Annotated in this window: 23 protein-coding genes; 13 read left to right on the top strand and 10 right to left on the bottom strand. The window is 66.5% G+C overall.

Annotation, left to right across the window (positions count from 1 at the left end):
- Positions 1-37 precede the first annotated feature (37 nt).
- From AC07WJ_RS18600 to AC07WJ_RS18590, 3 genes are all read left to right on the top strand, one after another.
- The gene (locus AC07WJ_RS18600) at positions 38-1516 is read left to right on the top strand and encodes a GumC family protein (protein WP_494936104.1); all 1479 of its coding nucleotides are present in this window, start codon (positions 38-40) and stop codon (positions 1514-1516) included.
- Positions 1513-2526, top strand: a complete 1014-nt coding sequence (locus AC07WJ_RS18595; protein WP_494936103.1) for a UDP-glucuronic acid decarboxylase family protein — start codon at positions 1513-1515, stop codon at positions 2524-2526. The genes AC07WJ_RS18600 and AC07WJ_RS18595 overlap by 4 nt, the downstream gene beginning before the upstream one ends.
- Before the next feature lie 71 nt (positions 2527-2597).
- On the top strand, positions 2598-4004 hold the full coding sequence (locus AC07WJ_RS18590; protein WP_494936255.1) for a UDP-glucose dehydrogenase family protein: 1407 nt from the start codon (positions 2598-2600) through the stop codon (positions 4002-4004).
- A 72-nt stretch (positions 4005-4076) separates the two neighbouring features.
- On the opposite strand, the gene AC07WJ_RS18585 is transcribed toward AC07WJ_RS18590, so the two are convergent.
- Positions 4077-5657, bottom strand: coding sequence for an MFS transporter (locus AC07WJ_RS18585; RefSeq protein WP_494936102.1), 1581 nt, complete (start codon positions 5655-5657; stop codon positions 4077-4079).
- An 86-nt stretch (positions 5658-5743) separates the two neighbouring features.
- Between AC07WJ_RS18585 and AC07WJ_RS18580 the strand changes: the two genes are divergently transcribed.
- On the top strand, positions 5744-6535 hold the full coding sequence (locus tag AC07WJ_RS18580) for a helix-turn-helix transcriptional regulator (protein WP_494936101.1): 792 nt from the start codon (positions 5744-5746) through the stop codon (positions 6533-6535).
- 75 nt (positions 6536-6610) lie between these two features.
- Here AC07WJ_RS18580 and AC07WJ_RS18575 read toward each other — a convergent pair whose 3' ends face one another.
- The gene (locus AC07WJ_RS18575) at positions 6611-7336 is read right to left on the bottom strand and encodes an outer membrane protein (RefSeq protein WP_494936100.1); all 726 of its coding nucleotides are present in this window, start codon (positions 7334-7336) and stop codon (positions 6611-6613) included.
- A gap of 364 nt (positions 7337-7700) precedes the next feature.
- On the opposite strand from AC07WJ_RS18575, the gene AC07WJ_RS18570 reads away from it, so the two are divergent.
- Complete coding sequence (locus tag AC07WJ_RS18570; protein WP_494936099.1) at positions 7701-9254, top strand: UbiA family prenyltransferase; 1554 nt, start codon at positions 7701-7703, stop codon at positions 9252-9254.
- The gene (locus AC07WJ_RS18565) at positions 9242-9697 is read left to right on the top strand and encodes a GtrA family protein (protein ID WP_494936098.1); all 456 of its coding nucleotides are present in this window, start codon (positions 9242-9244) and stop codon (positions 9695-9697) included. Before AC07WJ_RS18570 ends, AC07WJ_RS18565 begins: the two co-directional genes overlap by 13 nt.
- Before the next feature lie 100 nt (positions 9698-9797).
- Here AC07WJ_RS18565 and AC07WJ_RS18560 read toward each other — a convergent pair whose 3' ends face one another.
- The 3 genes from AC07WJ_RS18560 to AC07WJ_RS18550 form a co-directional block, all read right to left on the bottom strand.
- A complete protein-coding gene (locus AC07WJ_RS18560; RefSeq protein ID WP_494936097.1) occupies positions 9798-11402 on the bottom strand; it encodes a hypothetical protein in 1605 nt (534 codons plus the stop codon).
- A gap of 68 nt (positions 11403-11470) precedes the next feature.
- The gene (locus tag AC07WJ_RS18555) at positions 11471-12541 is read right to left on the bottom strand and encodes an endo-1,4-beta-xylanase (RefSeq protein WP_494936096.1); all 1071 of its coding nucleotides are present in this window, start codon (positions 12539-12541) and stop codon (positions 11471-11473) included.
- Positions 12542-12545: 4 nt separating this feature from the next.
- Positions 12546-13877: an O-antigen ligase family protein gene (locus tag AC07WJ_RS18550; RefSeq protein WP_494936095.1), complete on the bottom strand. Its 1332-nt coding sequence runs from the start codon at positions 13875-13877 to the stop codon at positions 12546-12548.
- Between the two features lie 262 nt (positions 13878-14139).
- On the opposite strand from AC07WJ_RS18550, the gene AC07WJ_RS18545 reads away from it, so the two are divergent.
- The 5 genes from AC07WJ_RS18545 to AC07WJ_RS18525 all read left to right on the top strand — a co-directional run bounded on the left by AC07WJ_RS18545 (position 14140) and on the right by AC07WJ_RS18525 (position 20354).
- A complete protein-coding gene (locus AC07WJ_RS18545; protein ID WP_494936094.1) occupies positions 14140-15249 on the top strand; it encodes an acyltransferase family protein in 1110 nt (369 codons plus the stop codon).
- Positions 15246-16463: an SGNH/GDSL hydrolase family protein gene (locus AC07WJ_RS18540; RefSeq protein ID WP_494936093.1), complete on the top strand. Its 1218-nt coding sequence runs from the start codon at positions 15246-15248 to the stop codon at positions 16461-16463. Before AC07WJ_RS18545 ends, AC07WJ_RS18540 begins: the two co-directional genes overlap by 4 nt.
- Before the next feature lie 159 nt (positions 16464-16622).
- Positions 16623-17666 (top strand): acyltransferase family protein, encoded by a 1044-nt coding sequence (locus tag AC07WJ_RS18535; protein ID WP_494936092.1) that lies wholly within the window; start codon positions 16623-16625, stop codon positions 17664-17666.
- Positions 17667-17894: 228 nt separating this feature from the next.
- Positions 17895-19820 (top strand): hypothetical protein, encoded by a 1926-nt coding sequence (locus AC07WJ_RS18530; RefSeq protein WP_494936091.1) that lies wholly within the window; start codon positions 17895-17897, stop codon positions 19818-19820.
- Between the two features lie 99 nt (positions 19821-19919).
- Complete coding sequence (locus AC07WJ_RS18525) at positions 19920-20354, top strand: hypothetical protein (protein ID WP_494936090.1); 435 nt, start codon at positions 19920-19922, stop codon at positions 20352-20354.
- A 337-nt stretch (positions 20355-20691) separates the two neighbouring features.
- Here the strand turns inward: AC07WJ_RS18525 and map are convergent, their stop codons facing one another.
- Both map and AC07WJ_RS18515 read right to left on the bottom strand, forming a co-directional pair.
- Complete coding sequence (gene map, locus AC07WJ_RS18520) at positions 20692-21492, bottom strand: type I methionyl aminopeptidase (protein WP_494936089.1); 801 nt, start codon at positions 21490-21492, stop codon at positions 20692-20694.
- A gap of 100 nt (positions 21493-21592) precedes the next feature.
- The gene (locus AC07WJ_RS18515) at positions 21593-22501 is read right to left on the bottom strand and encodes an NAD(P)-dependent oxidoreductase (RefSeq protein ID WP_494936088.1); all 909 of its coding nucleotides are present in this window, start codon (positions 22499-22501) and stop codon (positions 21593-21595) included.
- A gap of 130 nt (positions 22502-22631) precedes the next feature.
- Between AC07WJ_RS18515 and AC07WJ_RS18510 the strand changes: the two genes are divergently transcribed.
- On the top strand, positions 22632-23669 hold the full coding sequence (locus tag AC07WJ_RS18510) for a LacI family DNA-binding transcriptional regulator (protein WP_494936087.1): 1038 nt from the start codon (positions 22632-22634) through the stop codon (positions 23667-23669).
- A 65-nt stretch (positions 23670-23734) separates the two neighbouring features.
- Here the strand turns inward: AC07WJ_RS18510 and AC07WJ_RS18505 are convergent, their stop codons facing one another.
- Complete coding sequence (locus AC07WJ_RS18505; protein ID WP_494936086.1) at positions 23735-24175, bottom strand: DoxX family protein; 441 nt, start codon at positions 24173-24175, stop codon at positions 23735-23737.
- A gap of 146 nt (positions 24176-24321) precedes the next feature.
- Here AC07WJ_RS18505 and AC07WJ_RS18500 point away from each other — a divergent pair, with 146 nt between their 5' ends.
- Positions 24322-25239 (top strand): LysR family transcriptional regulator, encoded by a 918-nt coding sequence (locus AC07WJ_RS18500; RefSeq protein ID WP_494936085.1) that lies wholly within the window; start codon positions 24322-24324, stop codon positions 25237-25239.
- Positions 25240-25248: 9 nt separating this feature from the next.
- On the opposite strand, the gene AC07WJ_RS18495 is transcribed toward AC07WJ_RS18500, so the two are convergent.
- The gene (locus tag AC07WJ_RS18495) at positions 25249-25755 is read right to left on the bottom strand and encodes a DUF2937 family protein (RefSeq protein ID WP_494936084.1); all 507 of its coding nucleotides are present in this window, start codon (positions 25753-25755) and stop codon (positions 25249-25251) included.
- An 82-nt stretch (positions 25756-25837) separates the two neighbouring features.
- Positions 25838-26842 carry a Bug family tripartite tricarboxylate transporter substrate binding protein gene (locus tag AC07WJ_RS18490; protein WP_494936083.1) on the bottom strand — a complete coding sequence of 335 codons (1005 nt, stop codon included), beginning with the start codon at positions 26840-26842 and terminating at the stop codon, positions 25838-25840.
- Between the last annotated feature and the right edge of the window lie 151 nt (positions 26843-26993).

Here is a 26993-nt window from a genome sequence, read left to right as displayed (position 1 = left end):
GATTGGTGTCGTTTTGGCACAGGATTGGTTGCGCATCATGCTGGCGAACCACTATCGGATGAACGTTGCGATGGCGGAGCCGGCCCAGTTTCGGCCGGCCCGCGTCGAAACGGGATTCGATGCCTTCAGCCAGGATGTCGCGGCCCTGTTCGCCATCCTGTGGCGCGGCAAGCTGTGGATCGCCGGCACCATCTGCCTGTTCATGGCCGCGGCGCTGACCTTCCTTGTGCTGGCAACGCCGCTCTATCTGTCGAAGACGCAATTGCTCATCGATCCCAGGGCCAAGCGCGTGCTGCAGACCGAGGTGGTTCCCACCGGTCTCGGCTCGTCCTCGCAAGGCGCGGACACGCTGCTGGTCGACAGCCAGGTCGAAATCATCGGCTCCGACGCCGTCCTCGGGCGGGTGATCGACAAGCTCGGCCTCGCCGCCGATCCCGAATTCGCCAAGGCTCCCGGCAGCGGCATGATTCAATCGCTGCGCGAAGTGCTCGCCGGTGCGGCAGCCGAGGGACGTCCCCAGGCCCAGCCCGCGGAAGCCGCGATGGAGCGGCTGCGCCGGCTGCTGCTCGTCAAGCGTGTCGGCAACACCTATATCATCGAGGTCAGCGCCTTCTCGCGCGATCGCCAGAAGGCGGCGCGCATCGCCAATGCGGTCGCCGAGGCCTATCTCGCCGACCAGGCGTCGGCCACCTCCAGTTCCACGCGCGACACCACCGAGGCCTTGACCGCCCGGCTCGCATCGCTGCGCCAGAACCTCACCGAGGCCGAGGACCGCGTCGAAGCCTATCGGCGCGCCAACAATCTGGTCAGCACCCAGGGCGTGCTCATCGACGACCAGCAATTGCAGGACCTCAGCGCCCGGCTGGGCGTGGCGCGGGCGCGCCGCGAAGAGGCCCAGGCCCGTTTCGACCAGGCGCAGCGCCTGGCCCAGGACGGTCCCGGCGCCGCTTCCGCCGCCGACGGCCTGGATTCCCCCGTCATCGCCGGCTTGCGCTCCAGCCTCGCGGAGCTCGACCGGAGCAAGGCGAACCTCGGCGCGCAACTCGGCCCCCGGCATCCGGAGATCCGCAGCCTCGACGCCCAGCGCGCGATCATCCAGCAGCAGCTCAACACCGAGGTGCGGCTGGCGATCCAGCGGGCGCGCAGCGCGCTCGACCTGGCGCGCCGCGGCGAGACCACGCTGTCGGAGAATCTCAGCCGGCTCAAGCAGCTGTCGCTCGGCAATAACGAGGCCCAGGTCAGGATGCGTGAATTGCAGCGCGACGCCGACGCCTCCCGCGCGGTCCTGGAAAGCGTTCTCGCCCGCGCCAAGCAGAGCAGCGAGCAGGAAGACATCGCCACCGCCAATTTCCGCGTGATCACCCCGGCCGCCGCGGCGTTCCGGGTCAGCTATCCCCCCTCGAACCTGGTTCTCGCCGGCGCCCTCGTCGCGGGTCTGGCATTCGGTTGCCTGCTCGCCTGGCTGCGGGACCGGTTCATCATCAGCAAGCATGCCCCGGAAGGATACAGCGCATGAGCATCACCCCGATGTTTAGACGGTCGGCTCCGTCCTCTGACACCCGCCGCGTCCTGGTGACCGGAGGTTCCGGCTTCATCGGCAGCCACCTCTGCGAGCGCCTGCTCGAGAGCGGTCACGAGGTCGTCTGCGTCGACAACTTCTTCACCGGCCGGCGCGACAACGTCATGCACCTGCTCGATCATCGCAAGTTCGAGCTGATGCGCCACGACGTCACCGTGCCGCTGCACGTCGAAGTCGACCAGATCTACAATCTGGCCTGCCCGGCATCGCCGATCCATTACCAGCGCGACCCGATCCAGACGGTCAAGACCTCGGTCATGGGCGCCATGAACATGCTCGGCCTCGCCAACCGGCTGAAGGCCAAGATCCTGCAGGCCTCGACCAGCGAGGTCTATGGCGACCCCTATGTCCACCCCCAGGTCGAAAGCTACTGGGGCAACGTCAACCCGATCGGCCCGCGCGCCTGCTACGACGAGGGCAAGCGCTGCGCCGAGACGCTGTTCTTCGCCTACAAGCAGCAGCACCAGCTGCCGATCAAGGTCGTCCGCATCTTCAACACCTACGGCCCGCGCATGCAGCCCGATGACGGCCGCGTCGTGTCCAATTTCATCATCCAGGCGCTGACCAACCAGCCGATCACCTTGTTCGGCGACGGCGAGCAGACTCGCTCCTTCTGTTATGTCGACGATCTCGTCGAGGGCCTGGTGCGCACCATGGACCGGACCGCCGACGACGTCTCGGGACCGATCAATCTCGGCAATCCCGGCGAGTTCACCATTCGCGCGCTGGCCGAGACCGTGATCGAACTGACCGGCTCGCGCTCGCGCCTGGTGCGCGAGCCCTTGCCGGTCGACGATCCGCGCCAGCGCCGCCCCGACATCAGCCTCGCCAAGCAGCTGATCGACTGGGAGCCGACCGTCGCCCTGCGCGACGGCCTGCTGAAGACCATCACCTATTTCGACGGGCTGCTGGCCCAGGGCGAGCAACAGGTCAGGGCCGTCAGATGAACATGCATGTGCCGGGTTCGCCGCGGGTCGCGCGGCTGGAGCAGACATCGAACGATGTCCGGGCTCCCTCGATGAGCATCGCCGTGATCGGCGCCGGTTATGTCGGCCTGGTCACCGGCACCTGCCTGGCGCTTCTCGGCCACCGGGTGACCGTGGTCGATCGCGACGCCGCGCGCATCGCCATGCTTCGCCGTGGCCAGATGCCGATCCACGAGACCGGTCTCGCCGAACGCATCGCCGAGGCCGAAAAGCTCGGTTTCAGCACCAGCCTGCCGACGGCGGTCGCCGCGGCCGACGCGGTGTTCATCTGCGTCGGCACGCCGCCGCGCCCGGCCGACGGCCATGCCGACCTGACCCAGGTCCACGCGGTGGCACGCGACGTCGCCGAAGCGCTCGAAAGCCGCACCGTCGTCGTCACCAAGTCGACCGTGCCTGTCGGCACCGGCGACGAGGTCGAGGCGATCATGCGGGCTGCCCGGCCGGATGCGGATTTCGCGGTGGTGTCCAACCCCGAATTCCTGCGCGAAGGCGTCGCAATCGCCGATTTCATGCATCCCGACCGGATCGTCGTCGGCACCGACGAGGCCTGGGCGCGCGACGCCATGGCCGCCATCTATGCCCCGATCACGGCGGCCGGCCATCCCCTGGTCTTCACCAGCCGGCGCACCGCCGAACTGATCAAATATGCCGCCAATTGCTTCCTGGCGCTGAAGATCACCTATATCAACGAGATCGCCAACCTGTGCGAGGAGGTCGGTGCCGACGTCGAGGACGTGGCGCAGGGCATCGGCCTCGACAGCCGCATCGGCGCGCAGTTCCTCAAGGCCGGCCCGGGTTTCGGCGGCTCGTGTTTTCCCAAGGACATGCTGGCCTTGATGAAGACCGCGCAGGACGCCGGCATGCCGCTGCGCTCGGTCGAGACGGCGGTCGCGGTGAATGACGCGCGCAAGGGCGAAATGGTCCGCAAGATCATTCGCGCGGCGGGCGGCTCGGTCGCCGGCAAGACCATCGGCGTGCTCGGCCTGACCTTCAAGGGCGGCACCGACGACATGCGCTCGGCGGCTTCCCTGGTCATCCTGCCGCAATTGATCAAGGCCGGTGCCCGCATTCGCGCCTATGATCCGGCCGGGATGGCCAATGCCAAGGCGCTGCTGCCCGGGGTCGAGATGGCCTCGAGCGCGCTGGACGCGGCCGACGGCGCCGATCTCGCGCTCATCCTGACCGAATGGTCGGAATTTCGCGGCCTCGACCTGAAGCGCCTGCGGCGGACCCTGCGCCGGCCGGTCCTGGTCGACCTGCGCAATCTCTACGAGCCGGCGGCGGCGGTGGCGGCGGGCCTGGCTTATACCGCCATCGGCCGGCCGGCGACTGCCCCGGTCCAGCATGTCCCGGGCCTCAGCCCGCAGGACGAAGCGGCGGTGTGGCCGCGAGCCATGTCCGTGATGGCGCGCCTGCCCGCCGATCTCGCCCGTACCTGACAGCGCCCGGCCGGCGGCGGCCTCGCCCACGCCGGGGAGGGGGCAGGCTGCGCGCCGGAGGCGCCGCCAACGTCAGCGTTGCGGCTCGCGACCGTCAGTGACGCCAATATGCCGGAGCGCGACGGCGGCGAGGATGGCCAGGATGAGAACGCTGACGGCACTGAACGCCGCCGCGCCATTGAACCCTGCCGTGAACGCAGCCCGCGCCTGTTCCAGGAGGCCGGGCGGCAGATCCGCGGCAACCGAAGACGCCGCCCACAAGCTGTCGCCGACGGCCTGGCGCGCGTCGTGGCCGAGGCTCTCGGGGATGCGGTCGAGCATTGTCCGGCGGTAGAGGGCGGTGGCGAGGCTGCCGAGCACGGCGATGCCGAGCGATACGCCGAGATCCTGCACCGTCTCGGACATCGCCGAGGCGGAACCTGCCTTGTCGGCGGGGGCCGAGCCGACCACCAGGTCCGTCCCCAGGGCGGCGATCGTGCCAAGCCCGAGATAGGCCAACGAGAAGCCGGCGACGACAATAGCGACGCCGGAAGCGCCCTTGTCCAATTGGGTGAGCATCAGATAGCCCAGCACCGACAGGCCCAGCGCTCCGGCGACGACAAAGCCTGGCCGAACGCGCCGCGCAATGAGCGGCGCCGCGACGCCGGCAGCGACCATGGCCAAGGCGGGCGGCCCCATCCAGAGGCCCGCGACGAGCGGCGAAAATCCGGCCACGAGTTGCAGATATTGCGTGACCAGCAGCATCGTGCCGCCGACGGCGACGAGGGCGAAGAGAAGCACGATCAGGGCGACGCTGAAGGCTCTGCTGGCAAACAGCGACATGTCGAGCAGCGGATCGGCGAGGCGCCGCTGGCGGCGCACGAACACCGTGGCGAAGATGAGCCCCACGGTGATCGCACCAACGGGCTGAAGCCCGAAACCGCCCTTGGCGATCTGCTTGATGCCATAGACCACGGGCAGCATGGCCGCGAGCGAAAGGCCGACGCTCGCAAGGTCGAGGCGGCCGGCCTGCGATGCGCGATAGTCGGGCAGCAGGACCGGCGCCAGCACGAGCAGCAGGCCGACGACAGGCACGGCGATGAGAAAGGCCGCGCCCCACCAGAAATGCTCCAGCAGCACGCCGCCCACGACCGGTCCCATCGCCATGCCGAGCGCGAACATGGTCGCCCATATCCCGAAGCCGAGGGCCCGCTGTCGCGGATCGGCGAACATGTTGGTGATGAGCGCCAGCGTCGACGGCATCAGGGTGGCTCCGGCCATCCCGAGCAGTGCCCGGGCCCCGATCAGCATGACCGCGCTGGTCGAGAAGGCCGCGAGCACCGAGGCGACGGCGAAGGCGGCCGCCCCCGCCATCAGGAGCTTGCGACGACCGATACGGTCGCCGAGCGTCCCCATGGTGATGAGGAAGCCCGCGATCATGAAACCGTAGGCGTCCATGATCCACAGTGCTTCCATGCTGCTCGGCTGCAGATCGGCGGCGAGCGCCGGAAGCGCCAGATGGAGCAGCGTCAGATCCAGCCCGAGCAAGATGGTCGGCAAGGCCAGCAGCGCCAGCCCCAGCCATTGCCGTGCTCCGGCCGCCGCGGGATCGGAAGCAGCGACGTCGGTCGCCGTTCTGGAAAGGGAAAGATCGGGTTCGCCCTGCGAAGTCATGCGGCCTCCTTGTCGCGGGCGGACATTCGAGGCACGATGATCCTGTTACAATATCGGAAATTATCCTGTTACCAGAGCCAATAGTCTTGTCCGACCGCACGCTTGCCCGCACCCGAACCGACCTCTCCGATTTCCTGACGCATCACAGGAAAAAGCTTTCGCCGGCCGATGCGGGCTTGCCCTCGACCGGTCACCGCCGCACGCCCGGCCTGCGCCGGGAGGAAGTGGCCACGCGCGCGGGTGTCGGTCTGAGCTGGTACACGTGGCTCGAGCAGGGGCGAGACATCCAGGTCTCGGAAAGCTTTCTGCTCAAGGTGGCGAAAGCGCTGAAGCTGGACGATGCCGAGTGCAGCCACCTTTTCCTGCTGGCGCATCGGCGCCCGCCACCGCCCGAAGCCTATCAATGGCCATCCGTGAGCCCGCTCATCCAGACCTTGCTGGATGATCTCGTCGCGCGACCCGCCTATGTCACCAACCTGCGCTGGGATGTCGTTGCATGGAATGCCGCGGCCGACGATGTGTTCGGCTTCGCAAACCGCGCGCAACCGGGCCGCAATATCATCCGCCTGATTTTCGCCGATCCGGCGTTCCGCCCGCGTCTTCCCCACTGGGGCGAGGAAGCGCCGGCGTTACTCGCGCAGTTTCGCTACGATCTGGCCACCGCTCCCGACGATCCGGCGATGCTTGCTCTGGTCGATGAAATGAGGAGGCTGTCCCCGGATTTCCGCCGATGGTTCGCGCAGCCGAACATGGCAAGCCAAGCGCGGGGCATCAGGACCCTGGTCGATCCGGAGAACACGCGCATTGGGTTCGTTCACGAGATCCTGACGGTCGACGAGTACCGGCACCTGAAAATGGTCGTCTACTTTCGGCAGTAGGACCGGCTGTCGTGCTCATCGGGGGAGGCCCACGGCGTCGTCCACGACGCCGCTGCCATTCCGAAGCCGAAGCGGTCAGTAGCGGGCGACGACCGCTTGCGGGCCGGTGGTGAACAGGTAGTTCACGCCGATCCGGACCGTATGGGCCTGCACCGTCGCCCGGGCAAATTCGGGGCTGGTCGAAACCTGATAACGCGACGAACCGAGATTGTAATAGAGATATTCGAGCCTGGCGCTCCAGTTCGGCGCGAAGGCGTATTCGACGCCGGCGCCGAGCGCGAACCCGACCCGGGTCTGGGTCGTGGAGACGCCGAGAACGATGCCGGGGCCCAAGGCCCCACCGAGCGTTGCGCTGCCGTAGGCAAGGCCGCCGGTGGCGTAGAACAGGGCTTTGTCGACCACGAAGCCGGCCCGCACCCGGGCAGTCCCCAGCCAGTTCACCCTGCTGAAACAGCTATAGGAAGGGTTGGGGCAGGGCTCCCGGTCGCGCAGGTCGGCAAGGCTCAGGTCGGTTTCGACGCCGATCAGCCCGTTGGCGCCGAACTGCCAGTTATAACCGGCCTGAACACCACCGAAGATGCCCTTGGGATCGCTCGGAACCGGCGTGCCGCCATTCTGCAAGGTCCATCCGGTACGGCCCCAACCATAACCGAGATGGCCGCCGGCATAAAACCCGGTCCAGTTGATTGCGGGCGCGAGCACCGCGGCCGGCACCGACATGCGCACAGCGCCGAGATCGGCCGCCTGGGCGCCGGAGACGAGGGCAATGGCGGCAATGCCGGCGAGCATGACAGTCTTCATGGCGGAACTGGCTTTCCTGACGACGTGGGCTTGCGATCGAAACCGCGCGCTGACGCGGCGATTCGCGTGATGGTGGCAAATCCGCCGCCTCGGGCAAATCCGCAGCCGGGGAAAACCAGGGCGACCTGATGGTTTCACAGGCAGCGTTGCGCGAGCGCGACAATGGCGCGCCAGCGGCTGGAGGCCCCTCAACCGCGCTTCTCATGCCACCGGCGGCGACATGCGGATCGATTGGCTAGGCCCGCAGGTCAATCGGCGCGCGGCGTCAAGGCGCCGAAGGCCGGGACCGAGCCTTGGCCGGGCCGCCGCGACCGCTGGCACCGATATTGCGAAAGCTGTTCTCCAGAGGCGGCGGAGACGAGCCATGTATCATCGCGCGACAATCATTGCCCCGGAACAGGACGAGAGGTCCGGCTTCGATGCGGCGATCCGTCCCGTTGTCGCGCAACCCGCGCCGGAGACCACGTCATCGTCCGCCATCGGGCGCCCGCTGGTGCTCGACCTCGACGGCACCTTGCTGCGCACCGACATGCTGCTCGAATGCATCGTCGCGGCGTTGCGGCAGAACCCGCTGATCTTCTTTTCGATCCTGCTCTGGGCCCTGCAGGGACGCGCCGTGCTGAAGCAGCGGCTGGCGCTGCAGGCCGCGCCCGACATGGCGACCTTGCCGGTCGATCAGCGGGTGGTCGCATTGGCCAAGGCCGCCACCGCGTCCGGCCGCACGGTCGTTCTCGCCACCGCGACCACCGAGACGCTGGCGCGGGGCCTTGCCGAGCGCTTCCCGTTCATCAGCCGGGTCATCGCCTCGGACGCCACGACCAATCTGAAGGGCCGCGCCAAGGCCGAGGCCTTGAGCAAGGCTTTCCCCGACGGCTTCGACTATGCCGGCGACAGCGCGGCCGACCTGCCGGTCTTCGCGGCGGCCCATTCCATTATCGTGGTGCGGGCATCGGCTTCGGTCGTCGCCCGCGCCAAGGCCTTGGGCAAGCCGGCCGAGGTGATCGGCGACACGCGTTCCGCTGTCGCCATCTGGGCGCGGGCGTTGCGCCTGAAGCAATGGGCCAAGAACGCCCTGATCTTCGCGCCGATCCCGCTCGCCGGCATGCTCTTCGCACCCAAGGCCTGGATCGCCGCAACCCTGGCCTTTCTCGGCCTCGGCCTCGTCGCCTCGGCGACCTATCTGGTCAACGACCTCTTCGACCTGCCGCATGACCGCCAGCACTGGTCGAAGCGCGAGCGGCCGCTCGCCAGCGGCGCGCTGGCCATCTCGCAGGCACTGCTCGGCCTGCCCGTGCTGATGCTGCTGGGTTTCGGCTTCGCGGCGCTGGCGGGGCCGGCGACGGTGCTGGTCACGGCGCTCTATGTCGCGGCGACGTTGACCTATTCGCTCTGGCTGAAGCGCGTGCCGATCGTCGACGTCTCGATGCTCGCCGGCCTGTTCACGCTTCGCCTGCTGCTGGGCGTCGTCGCCATTGGCGCGATCATCTCGCCCTGGCTCTTCGTCTTCTCCTTCGCGCTGTTCCTGTCGCTGTCCACCGCGAAGCGCCATACCGAGCTGACCCGCGCCAAGATTCACGGCGTCGCCCTGCGCGGCCGCGGCTACCAGGCGTTGGACGAGCCGCTGCTGCTCGGCATGGGCCTTGCCGCGGTGGCGAGCTCGGTGCTGATCCTGATCCTCTACCTGATGGCCGAGGGTTTCCGCGCCGGCCACTACACGGCGCCGAATTTCCTGTGGTGCGCGCCGGTCATCATCTTCCTCTGGCAGATGCGCATCTGGCTGCTGTCGCAGCGCGGCCTGCTCGACGACGATCCGGTCACCTTCGCCATCAAGGACAAGCCGAGCCTGATGCTCGGCGGCGCGCTCGTGCTGGCCTTCCTGGCCGCCCATCTCGGCGGGGCGCTGCCATGGCCGGCCTGAACGCCTCGTCCTGGCGACGCGCCGTCATGACGCGCCTGACCGGAGAAGCCGGCCGGTTCCTGGTCTGCGGCGGTTTCGCGGCCTTCGTCAACTGGGCCGCGCGCATCGCCCTGTCATCCCTCATGCCGTTCGAGGTCTCGGTCGTCCTGGCCTATGGCATCGGCATGGTGGTCGGCTTCGTGCTCTATCGCACCGTCGTCTGGACCGACCACGAGGCCACGCTCGCCGAACAGGCGATCGGCTTCGTCCTGGTCAACGCACTGAGCGCGGTGGTGGTGTTCGGCGTCGCCGTCGGCCTCAAGGGCGGCCTGGAAACCCTGCTGGGATCGGGCGGCCGCCTGATCGATGCCGGCGCCCACGGCGTCGCCATCGGCGTCGGCGCGCTCGCCAACTTCGTCGGCCACCGCTCGTTCACCTTCCGGCCGCGCGCCGATCGCGCGTAGCGGCCGAGAGAACCTGCTCGCCCCGGATTTACGAGCACTGCATTCAAGGATGGGGCGGCCTTCGACGCCCCGCTTCACCCTGGCGCGATCCGGCCTTCGTTCAATTCGGCCCGGTACAGGTCAGCAGCGATCGCCGCGCGCCCTGCGCCGTCGCGCAGTCCCGGTAGCCGTGGAAGCGCCCCAGGGCCTCGCCGCTCTCGCCGGCCGCGACGATGATCAGCACCTTGGGCGCGCCCTGGTGTTCGCGGCGGAACGCCGCCAGCGAGACCAGGCCCGGTTCCAGCTCCCATTTCGGCATGGCGAAGATGAAATCCTGCGCCGGCACGTAGCGCAGCGGATAATAGCCGTAGAAGCGCATCGACGGCAGCGCCGATCCCATGCCGACGCCACCCGAGGTCAACGCGGCGAGCTGATGGATATGGACGCCCGGCTGCACATGCCAGGCATAATTGGCGCTGGTCAGCTCGGTCAGGTCGGCGCCGGCGAAGCTCTGCCCCGGATGGTTGCGGCCGGCGGCCAGCGCCGCCTTCGAGGTCTCGGCCCAGGCGAAATAGGCGACTGTGCGAATGCCGCTCTGGGCGGCCAGCGCCACCAAGGCCAGGACGGAGAGGATGCGGGCGACATGCGCCGCCGGCTGGCGCGAGGCGATCGCCAGCGCCACGCCGATCCAGCTATAGGGCGCCAGCCGCTCGGCCAGCGGCACGCCCTGCGCGGTCCGCAGGTCGAGCGCCGAGACCAGCAGCACGAGCACCGTGAAGAGCGGCCAGACCAGGTCGCCGCCGCGCCAGCGCCTCAACGCCAGGATCGCCGCACAGGCCATGCCGCCGATCAGCGGCGCCAGGGCCACCACTTCCCACCACGTATAGCTGAACAGGTAGTGCAGGGTGATGAGCCGGCGCACCACCGAGAAGATCGAATAGCGCAGATTGGCCGCGTCGGTGGTCGCGGACGGATAGGCGACGAGGAAGGCGACGATCAGCGCCAGCGCCGGCAGCGCGGCGGCGACCGACCAGACGCCGTCGCCGATCAGGCGCCGCGCCGTTGCGCCCACGGGCTCGGCGGCCGGCCGCGACAGGGCGCGCGCCAGTCCGCCGGCGGCCATCAGGAGGCAGGCCGCGACCAGGGTGGCGAGATGGGTCAGGCCGAGCGCGAACAGCGCCACGGCCAGGGCCGCGAAGGTCCATGGCGTTCTCTGGTCGCCGATGCGGCGCCACAGCGCGGCGAAGGCGAGGAAGGCCGGAAAGCCCAGGGCATAGTTGAAGAAACCGAAATGGATGTAGAGGCCGAAGGCGATCGGCATGAGCAGCAGAAACGGCAGGAGCGGACGATCGGTCTCGGCGCGCGTCGCCCAATAGGCCGCGAGCACCGAGAACAATCCGTAGAGCGTCAGATAGACCGACTGCGCGACCAAGGTATCGCCGGTCATCCGGATCAGGGCGGCAAGGATGATGTAGACGCTGTAATTGGGCTCGATCCGCGCATTCCACTCGTAGAACGTCCGGGTCGGTTCCGACAGCGCGCCGCCCCAGCCGAAGCGCGCGATCATGTCGGCCTGGGTCAGGTGGATCGGGCCGTCCTGCGTCGGCACGATATCGACCAGCCAGACCGGAATGATCAGGACCAGGGCCACCGCGAGGCAGATCAGGGCGAAGCCGGTCGTGGTCGATACCGGCGCGGGCTCGGCAATGGCGGTCTTGATGGTCATGTCATGTCCTTGGGACTGGCTTGCCCCGAGGCCGGCACCAGAAAGCCGGCCCTGGTCTTGGATGGGTGTCAGCGGCAGAAATGCTCGATGACCTGCATCATCGGCTTCGGCTTGTATTGGACGTCGAAGGGCAAAGGCCGGTTCGGCAGGCCGTCGCCGCGTTTGAAATAGATCGGCACCCAGCTGTACTTGTCGGTAATGCCCCAGGTCAGCACCGCGCTCGGCTTCATCGCCGCGAAGATGGCGCCGAGGAAGTCGTGGACGCGCGCGGCCGCCACCATGTCGCGCATGTCCGGCGGCCCGGGCATCTTGTTGTCGACCACGTCGAGCTCGGTGACCATGAACTCCAGGCCCATCGCCTTGATCTCATTGACGAAGGCGGTCAGGCCGGCCTGGTCGATCTGGTTTTCGCTGAGATGGCCCTGCAAACCGACACCGTGCAGCGGCACGTTGTCGGCGCGCAGCGACCGGATCAGCCGGAGAAAAGCTTCGCGCTTGCGCTTGTAGCGATCGCCGACGAATTCAATGTCGAAATCATTGATGATCAGCTTGGCGCCCGGATCGGCCTGCGCGGCGGCCCGCAACGCCAGCGCCACATAGCGCGGCCCGATATGGCGAAGCCATGGGCTGTCGCGCAGACCGGAAGGCGTCTGCGGATCCTCGGCGATCGCCTCGTTGACCACATCCCAGTTGGCGATGCGGCCGCGATAACGCCCCATCACCGTTTCAATATGCCGGATCATTTCGCGTTCGGCGACCACGGCGTTGTCGATCGCCTCGGCCCATTTCGGCAGCGCGCCATGCCAGACCAGGGTATGGCCACGAAACTGCATGTCGTTGGTGCTGGCGAAGGCCAGGTAGCGATCGGCCTCGGAGAAGTCGAAGCGGTCCCTGGTCGGCCGGAGATCGGCCCACTTCAGACCGCCCTCGGACACCAGCACATCGCAATAGGCGGTCAGCGTGTTGCGATATTCGGTATCCTCGGCCAGCGCGCCGCCGCGCAGTGCCGCGCCATAGGGCACGCTCCATTTGCGCGTCGGTGCCGACTGCGCACCGGCCGGCGGACCGGCCAGGGCCACCAGGGGTAGCGCGCCGATGGCGCCGATCAGGCCGCGCCGCGAGAGTTCCGATATCGGCATGAGGTCAACCTCCGCCGCCGGCGGGAGGGGCGGCTTGGTTCGGCACGACACGGAACCGCGCCATCATCCGCAGCCCGAAGACCGCCACCAGCAAGGTGAACCAGACCGGATCGGTGCGGGCAAACAGGAAGCTCTCCATGCAGGACAGGTAGATGCAGAACAGCCACATCTGGAAGAACAGCGTGGTCAACGCCGGATCGGCGCCCTGGCGCCTCGCTCTGGCGTGATTGAGGAACGGCTCGATGACCAGGACCAACACGACCAGCGCCAGCCCGATCAAGCCGATATTCAACGCCGTATCGAGATAGCCGTTGTGGGCATTGGCCGCCGACCCGGCCCATTGCTCATTGTCCTCGACGTCCATCTTGGTGTTCTCGAGCGACCAGAAAGCCATGAAGCCGTGGCCGGTCAGCGGTTTCTCGGCGAAATGCTCGAGCGCGAATGTCCAAATATCGGTGCGGCCCGTGAACGTCGTGTCGAAGGGCAGGGCGGCGACCATGGACGCCAGTTGCGGGCTGATTGCCGATCCGACGCCGATCGAAAGCAGGAAGACTAGCGGTGCCGCGACGATCAGCCCGCGCCAGAAGCCGGATCTGACGCCGGCACAGAGGCCCGAGGTCAGCAGGGTCAGGGCCAGGATGATGATCGAACTCTTGGCGCTGGAGAGAATCACGAAGATCCCCGCGAGACAGCTGACCCCGATGCCCGCCGCCGGCATTCCGGTCCGTGCGGCAAAAATGCCGATGAACACCATGGTCGAAAACACGCCGCCGGCCAGGTTCTTGTGGCCGAAAACACCACGCCAGTCACCGGCCAGACGCGCTTCGACAAGGTCGGTCGCCTGGTGCACGGCATGTTCGGGGATCAGCAGGACGCCCGCATAGGACAGCAAAAGAACGAACCAGCAGGTACCGATCAACAGGCGCGCGAATTCGTCGCGATTCCTGGGCAGCAGGCAGACCAGGGCTGCGATCAGCGCGACGACGACAAAGAGAATATAGCGACGCAACGATGCGCTCGGGTCAGCCGATGCGACGACCGTATAGGCGATATAGACGACCAGGCAGATGAACATGCGATCGGTCAGCGCGAACTGGACATGCTTCCAGCGCCCGATCGTTGCGCCGACAACCATCATCGCCATCAGGCCGAATGAAATATAGATCCAGAGATCGTTGCCCGAAGTCGGCCCCAGCAGGTCTTCGCTGCCGAGGTTTCCAAACGGATCCAGCGTGATCCAGATGAGGCCCCACACGGCGACGAACAGAACTGCCCGTACAACGTGCGTCCACGTCTCCTCCCTCCCATCGAGGCGGAATGCGGTGGTCTGCGACATCGATCAGGTCTGTCCCTCGGGACACCGCGGTCGGATATCGACAAAAAGCGGTGACACAGCACCATTTACGCCGGGTGCACCGGCCCGGACAAGCCAAAGCTTGCCCTATGGTGAAGTCTAAGGCGGCGCGCGTCGCCCGCGTCAGCCGAAATCGACTCGATCGGCGCGGGATGCGGCGCATGATCGCCGTCGTCGCGGCCGATGGCCGCGACCTTGCCAAGCAGGAGATGCAATCAGGGATACACGCTCAGGGCGCTCCACAATGGCAAAGACAGGTTCACGGCAAGTTCATTTCGGGACGACCGGCGCGTCGGAACAGCTCGTTTCGATCCAATATCTACGCGGTCTTGCTGCGTTAAGCGTCCTCGTGGCGCATGCCCTGAAATGGCCGCTCAGCGACGTCAATTTCGGCCTGCTGAAGACCGGGCGCCTCGGTGTCGAGGTGTTTTTCGTGATCAGCGGCTTCATCATCACCATGATCGCCGGTGACGGTCGCTTCGATCCCCGGGACTTCCTGGCACGGCGGATCTTTCGGATCGTCCCCGCCTATTGGGTCGCGACCCTGGTCGTCGCCATTCTGGCGATCGCCATTCCCAGCCAATTCCGCACGACGGTTCCGACCATTGACGGGCTGCTGATGTCGCTGCTGTTCGTGCCGTCGGTCGATCCCAAGGCGCCCTTGCTGCTGCTCGGCTGGACCTTGGACTACGAGGCGTTCTTCTACGCCATCTTCGCCAGCTTGTTCTTTCTGAAGTCGGAGGCGCGCACTCTGGTTCTGTGCGGCCTGCTGGCGTCACTCGTCTGGCTCGGCCAGACCATGACGGAGCCGACCCATATGCAGGCGTTCTACACCAGCGCGAGCCTGATCGGGTTCGGATTCGGCGCGCTTTTGGCTCAGGCCTATCGACATGGACTGGTCGAGCGCCTCGGGGGAGCCTTGGGCTGGCCCCTGGCGGGCGTGGCCATTGTTCTCGTCGCACTCTTCTATGGCATCGCCTGGGACAACACCCATCAGTTGTCCTTGTCGCTGCACGTGCTGATGTCGGTGACCGCTGTCGGAATCGTCCTCGTCGGACTGCAGATCGAAACGGGCCGGCACCTGCCCGAGGTCACCTTGTTGAAATATCTCGGCGATACGTCCTACTCGCTCTATCTGTTCCACCTCTTTCCGGTTGCCGCCGTCTGGGCGCTGTCGAAGCAACTGTTCGATCTCAACGAGCCGCTGACCTACCTGGCCTGTTCAGCCCTGGCGATCCTGGCCGGCATCCTGACCGGCCTCGTCTGCTATTACCTCGTCGAGCGGCCCTTCCTGCATGCCAGCCGCAAGTGGCATCGTCCGGTCGCGGCCGCCCGCCTGGACCCGGTCCGGTGAGGCCGGCCGCCGACGACCGCGGTGGCGGGCGCGTGCTCTGCACGCGGCGCGCGGCGAGCTTGCTGCTCGGCTCCTGCATCATGGTCCCAGGCAGCCTGCGGGCCGCGGCACCGGCGTCATTGACGTCCGGCATCGTCGCCCGGTCGCAGCTCGCGCCAGGCGATCCGGCCCGGCTGCAACGGGCCTTTGCCAAGGCAAGCCGCGGCGAGCCGATTACGCTTGGCGTGATCGGTGGCTCGATTACGGCGGGCGCCCGGGCCACCAGGCCGGAAAACAGCTACGCGGCGCATCTGCTGGCCTGGTGGCAGGCGCAATTTCCGCGAAGCCGGATCCGCCTCGTCAATGCCGGCATCGGCGGAACCGGCTCGATGTATGGCGCGCTGCGGGCGGGCAGGGACCTCCTGCCGAGCCGTCCGGATGTCGTCCTCATCGAATTCGCCATCAATGACGCCTGGACCGACGGCGAGGCCTTCGAGGGGCTCGTGCGCCAGATCCTGGCCGAGCCCAACGCGCCCGCGGTCGTCCTGCTGTTCATGATGTGGCAAGGCGGCGGCAGCACGCAGGAGATGCAGGCAAAGGTCGGCCAGCACTACCAATTGCCGATGGTCAGTTTTCGCGACGCGCTTTGGCCCGAAATGGCGGCGGGTCGCCGGCGCTGGGCGGATTTCCTCGTCGACGAGGCGCATCCCAACGACGCGGGTCATGCGGCGACCGCGCGCTTCGTAACGACGCTGTTCGAGAGCAGCCGTGCTTCCGGCCCGTCCGGCGGATCCGATGCTGTTGCCGCGCTGCCGTCACCGTTGCATTCCGACATCTTTCAGTTCGTCGACTGGCGCGTCTCGGCGGATCTCACCCCCACCGGCAACACGGGGTGGAGCCGGCGCCACGACGAAACAGGCGTCATGGCCTGGGTCGGCACCGAGGCCGGTGGCAGGATCTCGTTCGACTGGTCCGGCGCCGGGCTCGTCGCGGTCCTGGCGCGACCGCCACGTGATCGTGGCCGCCTGCGGTTCCGGATCGATGGCGTCGCGTCACCGCAGACTGACGCCGCAAGCCGGCCGAACCGCGCTATTCTGGTCGTGGCTCAGGGCTTGGTCCGCGCCCGCCACAGCGTCGAAATCGAATGCCTCGATCATCCCGGCGGCCGCAGCCGCGGCGAGGCACCCCGCCTGATCGGGCTTGCGGGTATCGGTTTGGCGCAACGGAACAGGTAAGATATCAGTGCCGCGCTCTGTTCGCCAATCTCAGACCGGTCTCGGATCCTCGATGCTCCACAGGTGGCTTCATCAACCTCGCATGCCAGGGCTCCACGCCATGGCGCGGCTCCCGAACCGGCGGCCTGACGCCGGCGCCGTGAGCGGATATTGGCGCGCATGACCGAGGGTGCCGGCCGGCTGAGGTCGATCCAGTATCTGCGCGCCTTCGCCGCCTTGATGGTGGTGGCCTTTCACGTGCTCGGGCCGGTCTGGACGGTGGGGTCGGCCGGTGTCGACATTTTCTTCGTCATCAGCGGCTTCGTCATTGCGCTGGTCGCGAACTCTGCGACCGTGACACCGCGACGCTTCGCTTATGACCGGGTGGTCCGGGTGCTGCCACTTTACTGGCTGTGCACCCTGGCGCTCGCCACCGCGGCCGCGGCGGCCCCGGCATTGTTTCCACGCCTGCCGCTGACGGCCGAATGGCTGGTGATGTCGCTCGCGATGCTGCCGGCTTTCAGGCCGGGCACCAGCGAGGTTTTCCCGGTCCTTTATCAAGGCTGGACCTTGAACTACGAGGTGTTCTTCTACGGGATCGTCCTGCTCGCGCTGCTCCGGCCGGCGAGCCAGCGCTTCTCCATGATCGCAGTCGTCCTTCTCGGCTTTGTCGCGGTGGGTCACTGGCTGCCGTCGTCGCAGCCCTGGGCCAGCGTCTATACCGATCCGCTGCTGGTCGAATTCCTGGTCGGCTACGGTTTCGGCCATCTGCGCCTGCGCGGGCTCCGGTTCGCCCGCCGCAGCGGGCTTGCCCTGATCGGCCTGGGTCTCATCGGCTTCGGCCTCGCGGCCGCGACTGCCGAGGGGCCCGAAGGCTGGCGCCGCATCCTGGTATGGGGCATGCCGGCGATCTGCCTGATCATCGGCAGCGTGACGATCGAGGATCGCCAAGCCTTGCCAGCGATCCCGCTGGCCGGCCTGCTCGGCGAGGCATCCTACGCGATCTATCTGACCCACGGCATGGCGATTTCGCTGCTCGTCGCAATCTGGCATCGCCTTGGCGTCTGGACCGCCATCGGACTCGACACACCGATCCTCGCGGCCGCCACCTTCGGCCTCTGCGTCACGGCCGGCGTCGTCTTTCATCGTGTGGTCGAGGTCCCCATGCTGCGGCGCCTGAGGCGTCGGCGTATCGACCGCATCGGGACCGCCGGCGCGGCCTGAGCGGTCGCAGCCAGGGCAAGCTCACGCGGGCAGGTTCAGATTGCTCTGGCCGGCGCCGCCACGGTCGCCTTGCGGCCGAGCGGATAAGCAGCATCCGCTCTCGTTACTCCACATCGGAAAATTGGTTTTCGATCGACGCAATATTCAGACGTCACATTGACTATTCGTCAATATATCGCGTGCTCCAAATTGTACGAAGAATAGTTTTACAACGAACGAGAGTACAATATGGCCGATAATCCCGTTTCACCAAGTGCCACGACAGCGAGTGCGCAGGCAGTTGCTCCGGGCGCCACAATCAGCTTCGAGACAGATTTTGTAATCAACGAAAATCTTGCGGAATCGTCGTTCGGCTATTTGATTTACAATATTGCCTCCAACGCGACGATCGGCGGTTACGACAAGAGTTTTCCGCCAAGCGCCCTGACGACGGGATCGACGATCCATATCTCCTTTCCCCTCGTGGTTCCGGCGGGCACGGCATTGGGCCTGTACGGAGTGCAGGTTCACGCTCACGTCAACAGCGGCTGGACCACCCTTGTCGAGCAGCGGCAGGCAGCGACCTTCAATGTCGATACTGCCGGCCCGCTGCCGGTGACCATCGGTCCGACATCGGTCAGCGCCGCATCTGTCGTTCGCGGCGGAACCATCACGGTCGCGACGAATTTCGCTATTCAGCAGAACCTGCCGGACACTTCGTTCAACTACCAGATCTTCAGTGTCACCAGCGACGTTCCGATCGGTTCCTATAACGACCCCAGGCCGGCCAGCGCCTTGCATGCGGGATCGACCGTTTCGGCCTCGCACATGTTCACCATTCCGGCCACCGCCGATCTCGATTCCTATCGGGTCGAAGTGACGGTCAACACGACCAGCACCTGGGATCTCATTGCCAAGCAATACAACGCAGTGACCTTTCAGGTGCAGGAAGGCCCAACCGCGGCAGTGACCTTGCTGTCGGCAACAGCCAGCGCGACCAGCGTGGCGCCGAACGCCACGGTCACCTTCACCGCGAATTTCAGGATCAATCAGAACCTGGCGCAATCGTCGTTCGGCTTTCAGGTTTTCGAGGTCGCGACCAATGTCCCGATCGGCGGCCTGCAGCAGAGTTTCGATCCGAACGCGCTGACCGCCGGCTCGACCGTATCCGTGTCCTACCCGCTGACCATTCCGGCGGGCGCCGCGGCGGGGGCCTATCGTGTCGAGCTGTCGGCACACACCAACAGCAGCTGGGCCGTCCTGTTCGAGCAGCCGAGCGCTCTCACATTCCAGGTTCAGACGAGCGGCGTATCGATCTTTCCGAAAGCCACCGGCGCCTTCGTCTATTGGGGCGAGAGCGGCCGCGAAACGACCCTGAAGGCCTGGGAAACCTGGCTCAATCAGGTGCCCTCGTCGGTCATCGCCAAGGACTTCTACAATTGCTCGGCATGGGCCGACTACTACAGCACCTTCGATTGGCTGCCGAACCTCTGGAAAACCATGAACCCCGCACGCAAATTGTGCTGGAGTGTCAGCCTGACGGTTCCCGGAACACCACTTGCGGACGTCGCGGCTGGGCTTCACGACGCGGAGTTCACCCATGCCGCCCGGACGATCGCAGCCGCTCAACCGGACGCGATCATCAGGATCGGTTGGGAGATGAATATCAGCTCGATGGCCTGGTTCGCGGTCGGCCACTATCCCGAATATATTGCAGCCTACCGCCGCGTCGTCGGGCTGTTCCGCGCGCAATCCGCCGGCTTCAAATTCGACTGGTGCCCCGGGGCGGGCTCGCAGGAGGGCCCGGCGGACCTGGCCTATCCCGGCGACGACGTGGTCGACTACATCGGATTGGACGTCTACGACTACACGGGCGGCACCTCGGTCGAGGACCGCTGGGCCACCATCACACTCAACGGTCCGTTCGGATTGAGCTGGCACCGCACCTTTGCCGCGGCGCATGGCAAGCTCATCAGCTATCCCGAGTGGGGCGTCGGCGAAGCCGGTGACAATCCGTATTTCGTGCAGCAGATGTATGACTGGTTCACCACCAACAGTGCCCAACTGGCCTATGCCTGTTACTTCAACGTCAACGGGCTGTGGCCGACGCAGATCGACAACAACCAGTTCCCGTTGTCGCAGGCCTTGTTCCAGACGCTGTTCCGGCGGCCATAGGTCTCGGCGGAGCCTCGGCGGCCGGGCTGAGGTTCCGCGTCCACCGCCACGCTGCGGTCATGAAGCACGTTATGATCGGTCGCCGACAAGGAGGCTGTCATGCGCCCAGTCGTTCTCGCTCTCGGTCTGGCCCTGCTGCCGGCCGCCGCTTTCGCCCAAACCGCGGCGCCCGCGCCGCGTGACCCCGATGCCGGCCGCTTCAGCTTGCGCGACACGCCGGACGGGCTGTTGCGCCTGGACGGCCGCACCGGCCAGATCTCGCTGTGCAGCCGCCAGGACGGCAGCTTCACCTGCCGGCTGGTGGCCGACGACCGGGCCGCGCTGCAAGCCGAGATCGACCGGCTGAAGGCGGAGAACGACGCGCTGAAGCGCGGCGGCGCCACCGCCCTGGCGCGCCCCGGCGCCGACGGCCAGAGCCTCAACCTGCCGAGCGACCAGGAGGTCGACCGCGCGATGAGCCTGGCCGAGCGCATCATCCGGCGCTTCATGGGCATCATCCGCGAAACCGACCAGGAGCAGGGCAGGCGGCTCTAGTTCCGCGGCACAGGGATTACGACCGGTTGATTTTGATGCAACCAAAGTCGTGGATGCCCGGGACAAGCCCGGGCAAGACGAGGTGTTGACCTACGGAATACCGATCCACGCCGCCGGAGCGCGTCTTGGCCGGGCTTGTCCCGGCCATCCACGACTTCAGACCGACGTCTCAGACGAATCCGTGGTTCAGAGCGCGCGTCACCACGATGTGTAACTTCCGCCTGGGTCCCGCAGTGCTGCGTTGCCACCCACCATCGCGATCTTCGCCTCGAAAAACGCGCACGGAGCATCAACGCGCCGTTCCAGACACCGAGCCTCGATCGCCGTACCGTCAGCTTTAGCCCGCGCTCCTATAGGGCGGCTTGTCGAGGCCCTTGGGCGACAGGGTGAAGATCTCGACGCCCGTCTCGGTCACCGCGACCGTGTGCTCGAACTGGGCCGACAGCGAACGGTCGCGGGTCACCGCGGTCCAGCCGTCGGACAGCACCTTCACATGCGGCCGGCCGAGATTGATCATCGGCTCGATGGTGAAGAACATGCCGGGCTTCAGCACGCTGCCTTCGCCGGGCCGGCCGAGATGGACGATGTTCGGCTCGTCGTGGAACATGCGGCCGAGGCCATGGCCGCAGAAATCGCGCACCACGCTCATGTGCTGCGGTTCGACGAAGGACTGGATGGCATGGCCGATATCGCCGACCGTATTGCCCGGCTTGACCGCGGCAACCCCCAGCATCAGCGATTCATAGGTGACGTCGATCAGCCGCTCGGCCCGGCGCGGGATTTCGCCCACCGCATACATGCGCGAGCTGTCGCCGTGCCAGCCGTCGAGCACGAAGGTCACGTCGACATTGACGATGTCGCCGTCGCGCAGCGGCTTGTCGTTGGGGATGCCGTGGCAGACCACGTGGTTGATCGAGGTGCAGGTCGAGCGCTCGTAGCCGCGATACATCAGCGTCGCCGGATAGGCGCGGTGATCCATGGCGAATTCGAACACGAGCTGGTCGATGCGGTCGGTCGGCACGCCGACATCGACCTCGCCGACGAGCATGTCCAGGCATTCGGCGACGAGGCGTCCCGCCGCGCGCATGCCGTCGAAGGCTTCGGGCCCGTAAAGCTTGATCTGGCCGTTCTTGCGCATCGGCGCAGTCCCGGCATCCACATAAGTAACCACTGGCAAATTCCTGATCTGCCCGGAAAATAGGGAATTCGCACGGCCGCGCAAGCCTGCCCGACGGGGATCAGCCTTTCGCCAGGAGGTCGATGCCGTTGAAACGCGCCACCTCGTCCGACAGCATCGGCACATATTTGCCGCCGTGGCCCTGACCTTCCGCCATGGCGAAATAGTTCTTCACCGCCGATCCCATGGGGTTGGCAATGCCCGACGCTTCCGCCATGGCGGCGAGATAACGCATGTCCTTGTGGGCGTTGGAAATGCTGAACCGGTGGGCGTTCTCGTCGCGCCCGACGACATATTTGAAGAAGGTCTGGTAGAAGCCGCAATCCATCCGCCCGCCCGACAGCACCGAATTCATCGCCGCCGGCGCGACGCCATTGGCCTTGGCCACGACCAGCGCCTCGGAATAGAGCGCCGCATATCCCATCGCGATGAAATTGTTGATGATCTTCATGGTGTGGCCGGCTCCCACCGGCCCGACATGGCCGATCCGTTCGGCGAAGGCCTCGATCGCCGGGCGGACATGGGCAAGATCGGCCTCGGCGCCGCCGGCCATGATGTCGAGCCGCCCCTCCCAGGCCTCCTTCGGCGTGCGCGACAAGGGCGCATCGAGGAAGGTCACGCCGATCGCGGCCAGTTCGGCCGCGAGCCTGCGGGTCAGGGTCGGTTCGGAGGTCGAGCAGTCGACGATGAACAGGCCTTTTTGCGCGCCGGCCCGCAAGCCCTCGGGACCGTTCACCACCTGCTCCACCTGCGGCGCGCCGGTGACGCAGATGAACACGATGTCCGAGACCGCGGCCACCGCCTTGGGCGTGGCCAGTTCGGACGCGCCGCGCTTGACCAGATCCTCGACCGGCTCGCGGTTGCGGTTCGCCACGACCGCCAGAGGAAAGCCCTTCTCGACGAGGTTCTTGGCCATGCCGTGCCCCATCAGGCCGACGCCGATAAATCCGATCCGCTGCTGCCTGGTCATGGTCTCCCCCCGCCGGTTGTTTTGCCCAATCTAGCCGGAGATCCGCCGAATGGACGAGAGCTAAAACGATTGAGGTGCACTTTCAAATCTTGAATTCAAACTTTAGGTTATTGTCAGGCGGAGATGACCCATGCCCGGTTTTCCTGATGGCTCCGTGCGCGGCAGGGTGACGCTCCAGCACATCGCCGATGAACTCGGCGTGTCCACCGCCACCGTATCGCTGTCGCTCAGGGCGAGCCCGCTGGTCGCCGCCGCCACCCGCGACAAGGTGCAGGCGGTGGCCCGCGCGCTCGGCTATGTCTACAACCGCTCGGCCGCCAGCCTGCGCACCGCCCGCACCAACATGATCGCGGTCGGCTTCAACGACATCGTCAATCCCTATTTCGGTGAATTGCTCGCCGCGATCGAGGAGACCCTCGCCGGCTCCGGCCACACCGTGCTGCTCGGCACCTATTCGGACGATCCGGCAAAGCAGGAGCGCGTGCTGCGGACGCTGAAGGAATATCGTCCCGACGGCATGATCGTCTGCCCGGCCAATGGCGCGGCCGCGGCCTCGCTCACCGACGTTTCCGACGCGGGCATTCCCCTGGTCCAGATCTCCCGCGAGATCTCCGATGTCGGCCTGGATTTCGTCGGCTCGAACGACGCGCTCGGCACCCGCGCGGCCCTCGACCACCTGTTCGCGCTCGGCCACCGGCGGATCGCCATCATCGGCGGCACCGATGCCATGTCGACCGGCGCGAACCGCCGCAATGCCTATCGGGCCTGCCTTGCCGGGCATGGCCTGGCGGTCGAACCGGAACTGATGGTCGCCGGTTTCGGCACGCGCGATCTCGGTTTCACCGCGATCCACGGCCTCATGGACCTGCCGCGGCCGCCGACCGCGGCGGTCTGCTTCAACGACCTGACCGCCTTCGGCGTGATGCTCGGCCTGCGCCATCGCGGCCGTGAGGCCGGCCGCGACTTTTCCGTGGTCGGCTGCGACGACGTCAAGGAGGCCGAGCTCTGGGCGCCCGGCCTCACGACGGTGAAGAACCATCAGGCCGAGATGGGCCGGCGCGCCTGCGAAAGGCTGCTGGCCCGCATGGTCAATCCGGCGCTGACGCCGGAACGCATCGTGATCGCGCCGACGCTGGTGGTGCGGGGCAGCACCACCAGCGTCGGCTGAGGCAGCGATGAATCGCAGGGGCTGGGACCCGCGACATCACGGCCATTTGACCGGTCCGGATCGCCTCAGGCCGAGCGCAGCAACGGGCTGGTTTCGGCTTGCCGGAACAGCAGCGGACGCGGCCTGAGCGCCAGGGCGCCGTCGCCGATCAGCCCGTGGGCGACCGAGGCCAGGATCAGGAAGGCCGGGTATTCCCAGCCGCCATTGGCCGCCGTGAACAGCCAGCCGTTCGGCAGGTGCACCAGGAAGGCACCGGCCATGATCGGCAGCAGCAGGAGCGAGACCTGGCGGCCATAAAAGCCAGCGATGATCAGCACGCCGCCGATCATTTCGGCCAGCACGATGGGCCAGGCGAGGAAGGCCGGAAAGCCCTGGGCGCCAAGAAAGCCGGCAAAACCGGGCATGGTAAAGACGACATATTTCAGCAGGGCGTGGGAGATCCACATGGCCCCCAGCGCGATGCGCAAAACCAGGAGGCCGTAGGGCGCGGTGCGTTCGTCGGACATTTCAGGGGATCCTTCCCGACAAGGTCGAGGAAAAGCGGCTGGCGGCCGCGGCTGTCACAAATTGGCAACCCAGCGGCCGCAAGTAAATTGACTCGATCGCAAGGATTTGCTTGCATCAACGCAAAGCGCCAGGAGAACGCACAACAATGACACCGCCGCTCGTTTCTTGGGACGATTATCGAACCGTCTTGGCGGTCTCGCTCGCACGCTCGTTAGCCGGCGCCGCCGAGCTGCTCGGCGTCAATCAGTCGACGGTTTTCCGCCGGCTCGGCGCCATGGAGGACCGGCTCGGGGCCCGGCTGTTCGAGCGCAGCCGCACCGGCTATTCGCTGACCCCGGCCGGCGAGGAAATGGTCAAGCTCGCCAACAAGATGGCCGACGAGATCGTCGATTTCGAGCGGCGCCTCACCGGCCAGGACCTGCGGCCGCAGGGCGATCTCAGGGTGACCACCAACGACACGCTGATGATCCATCTGCTGACGCCGATCTTCGCCTCGTTCCGCAAGCTCAATCCGGGCATCACGCTGGACGTGGTGCTCTCCAACGAGTCGCTCAATCTGTCGAAACGCGACGCCGACGTGGCGATCCGGGCGACCAATGACCCACCGGAGACCTTGGTCGGCCGTCGCGTCGCCAATATTCCCTGGGGCATTTTCGCCGCCAGGAGCCTGGGCATCACCACGCTCGACCCCGCCGACTATCGCGCCCACACCTGGATCGGCCTGGGCGACAACCTGCACAATCTCAGGCCGGCGAAATGGCTCGCGCAGAATGTCGGCGAGGACAGGATCGGCTGGCGTATCAATACGGTGCTCGGGCTCGCCGAGGCGGTGGCCGAGGGGGCCGGCATCGGCATCCTGCCCTGGTTCATCGCCCAGACCTTCCCCGATCTCGTCGCCTTGAGCGAGCCGCGGACCGAGCATTACGGCGCGCTCTGGCTCCTGACCCATCCGGACCTGCGCAACACCGCACGGGTGCGCACCTTCATGGACCATGTCGCGCTCGAAATCGGCAAGAAGCGGGCGATCATCGAAGGCACCAAGGCGCCGTCGGCCACGGCCTGAGACGGTCGATCAGGCCGTTTTCGGCGCCGTTTTCCGCTTGCGCCGCTGCAAAGGCGCCATCACCAGCCGGCATAGGAACCAGCCGCCGAAAAAGCCGCCGGCGGCACTGGTCAGTCCCTCGCTGGTGACCGGCACCGCCGGTTCGAAATGGGCGAAGGCGCGCCGGGCGATGTCGGGGTCGAATCCGGTGGCGAACAGGCCGAGCCGGCGAAACGGCCCGGCCTCGGCATAGGCCTGCAACTGCTGCTCCAGCCGGTTGCCACGGACGATATCCTGCTCGAGCTGTTCGCCGCGCTGGCGGATGAACGGATCGCCATTGGCCTTCAGCCGCTCCAGCCCCTGGTCGCGGCTGAGACTCAGCCTGGCGGCATCCGCGTCGAAACTCGCCACCACGCGCTTGATCTCATCCACCGCGCCACCCAGCCTCTGGCGATATTGCTGCGCGAATTCAGGCAGTTGCGATGCCAGAATGCCGCTCAGCAGGGCCAGGAAAAAGGCGATCCGGCGCAGGATCATGAAGGGCGTCTCCAGGTTGGCGCGGGTTCGAGCCTATCGCCTGAACCCGCGCTGGCAAGCCTGAGAGACGTCGTTCCCGCGATCAGAACCGGATATTGGCGTCGCTGATGATCGGCCCCCACTTTCCGATCTCGGCGCGAATGAAAGCCCTGAGGTCATCGGGCGTGCCGCCCGACGGCTCCAGGCCGAGCTTGGCGAACATCTCGCGCGCGGCGTCGCTGGTCAGATAGGCATTGGTCTCGGCATTGAACCGGGCGACGATCTCGGCGGGCGTGCCCGTGGGAGCCATGACCGCGTACCAGACGGAAGCCTCGAAACCGGGCAGGCCGGCCTCCGACACCGTCGGCACATTGGGCAGGCCCGGCCAGCGCCGGCCGGTGGCGATCGCCAGGGCCGAGAGCTGGTTGCTCTGGATATTGGTGACATAGGCGGCCATCGAATCCATGCCGATATCGATATGGCCGCCGAGCAGGTCGCCGATGATCTGGGCGCTGCCGCGATATTGCACGGCGTTGAAGTCGATGCCGCCGGCGCGGCCGAGCAGCAGGCCGGTGATGTGGCCAAGCGTGCCATTGCCGGGAAAGCCGATGGAAAGCTTGCCCGGATTGCGCTTGGCGTAGGCAATCAGCGAGGCGAGATCGGTGATCGGCGAGCCCGGCTTGGCGACGATGATGACCGGCAGCTTGGCGACCAGCGCCACCGGCGCGAAATCGCGCTCGGGATCGAACTGCATGTTGCTGTACATCAGCTTGTTGGTCGCGGCCGGCCCGGTGGTCGCGAACAGGAAGGTGTAGCCATCGGCCGGCGCCTTGGCGACCGCCGCGCCGCCGATATTGCCGCCGGCGCCGCCCCGGTTGTCGATGACCACCGGCTGGCCGAGCGTCTTGTTGAGATATTCGGCGAAGGAGCGCGCGAGCACGTCCGATGCCGTGCCGGCCGTGAACGGCACGACCAGGGTGATCGGCCGGGTCGGCCAAGTCTGGCTGCGGGCATCCTGGGCGCGCGCGTCGGCGGCAGGCAAGGCGATGGTCGCAACGGCAGCCAGCGCTGCCACCACCCGCAAGGCGCGGGCAATAAACCGGTTCATGAGCATCTCGTCTCCCAGGGCGGCGCAGGTCGGCGAAGATCCCGCCGCAATCTCGCGTTGGGCCTGTCATAGCGCCCGCCGGCGGCCCGGCTGCGGCGACGGGCAGTCGTTCCGCATCGTGAAACGATCGTGCGATGCGGTGGTCCACATC

The organism is Phreatobacter sp. GW821-FHT04C01 (assembly GCF_059420385.1).
This window is presented reverse-complemented; position numbering and strand designations above follow the sequence as displayed.

What these genes read in the sequence shown, in the direction of transcription:
- AC07WJ_RS18600 (WP_494936104.1), top strand. Translation starts at nt 38, where the DNA reads ATGCTGGCGAACCACTATCGGATGAACGTTGCGATGGCGGAGCCGGCC.
- AC07WJ_RS18595 (WP_494936103.1), top strand. Translation starts at nt 1,513, where the DNA reads ATGAGCATCACCCCGATGTTTAGACGGTCGGCTCCGTCCTCTGACACC.
- AC07WJ_RS18590 (WP_494936255.1), top strand. Translation starts at nt 2,598, where the DNA reads ATGAGCATCGCCGTGATCGGCGCCGGTTATGTCGGCCTGGTCACCGGC.
- AC07WJ_RS18585 (WP_494936102.1), bottom strand. Translation starts at nt 5,657, where the DNA reads ATGACTTCGCAGGGCGAACCCGATCTTTCCCTTTCCAGAACGGCGACC.
- AC07WJ_RS18575 (WP_494936100.1), bottom strand. Translation starts at nt 7,336, where the DNA reads ATGAAGACTGTCATGCTCGCCGGCATTGCCGCCATTGCCCTCGTCTCC.
- AC07WJ_RS18570 (WP_494936099.1), top strand. Translation starts at nt 7,701, where the DNA reads ATGTATCATCGCGCGACAATCATTGCCCCGGAACAGGACGAGAGGTCC.
- AC07WJ_RS18565 (WP_494936098.1), top strand. Translation starts at nt 9,242, where the DNA reads ATGGCCGGCCTGAACGCCTCGTCCTGGCGACGCGCCGTCATGACGCGC.
- AC07WJ_RS18560 (WP_494936097.1), bottom strand. Translation starts at nt 11,402, where the DNA reads ATGACCATCAAGACCGCCATTGCCGAGCCCGCGCCGGTATCGACCACG.
- AC07WJ_RS18555 (WP_494936096.1), bottom strand. Translation starts at nt 12,541, where the DNA reads ATGCCGATATCGGAACTCTCGCGGCGCGGCCTGATCGGCGCCATCGGC.
- AC07WJ_RS18550 (WP_494936095.1), bottom strand. Translation starts at nt 13,877, where the DNA reads ATGTCGCAGACCACCGCATTCCGCCTCGATGGGAGGGAGGAGACGTGG.
- AC07WJ_RS18545 (WP_494936094.1), top strand. Translation starts at nt 14,140, where the DNA reads ATGGCAAAGACAGGTTCACGGCAAGTTCATTTCGGGACGACCGGCGCG.
- AC07WJ_RS18535 (WP_494936092.1), top strand. Translation starts at nt 16,623, where the DNA reads ATGACCGAGGGTGCCGGCCGGCTGAGGTCGATCCAGTATCTGCGCGCC.
- AC07WJ_RS18530 (WP_494936091.1), top strand. Translation starts at nt 17,895, where the DNA reads ATGGCCGATAATCCCGTTTCACCAAGTGCCACGACAGCGAGTGCGCAG.
- AC07WJ_RS18525 (WP_494936090.1), top strand. Translation starts at nt 19,920, where the DNA reads ATGCGCCCAGTCGTTCTCGCTCTCGGTCTGGCCCTGCTGCCGGCCGCC.
- map (WP_494936089.1), bottom strand. Translation starts at nt 21,492, where the DNA reads ATGCGCAAGAACGGCCAGATCAAGCTTTACGGGCCCGAAGCCTTCGAC.
- AC07WJ_RS18515 (WP_494936088.1), bottom strand. Translation starts at nt 22,501, where the DNA reads ATGACCAGGCAGCAGCGGATCGGATTTATCGGCGTCGGCCTGATGGGG.
- AC07WJ_RS18510 (WP_494936087.1), top strand. Translation starts at nt 22,632, where the DNA reads ATGCCCGGTTTTCCTGATGGCTCCGTGCGCGGCAGGGTGACGCTCCAG.
- AC07WJ_RS18505 (WP_494936086.1), bottom strand. Translation starts at nt 24,175, where the DNA reads ATGTCCGACGAACGCACCGCGCCCTACGGCCTCCTGGTTTTGCGCATC.
- AC07WJ_RS18500 (WP_494936085.1), top strand. Translation starts at nt 24,322, where the DNA reads ATGACACCGCCGCTCGTTTCTTGGGACGATTATCGAACCGTCTTGGCG.
- AC07WJ_RS18495 (WP_494936084.1), bottom strand. Translation starts at nt 25,755, where the DNA reads ATGATCCTGCGCCGGATCGCCTTTTTCCTGGCCCTGCTGAGCGGCATT.
- AC07WJ_RS18490 (WP_494936083.1), bottom strand. Translation starts at nt 26,842, where the DNA reads ATGAACCGGTTTATTGCCCGCGCCTTGCGGGTGGTGGCAGCGCTGGCT.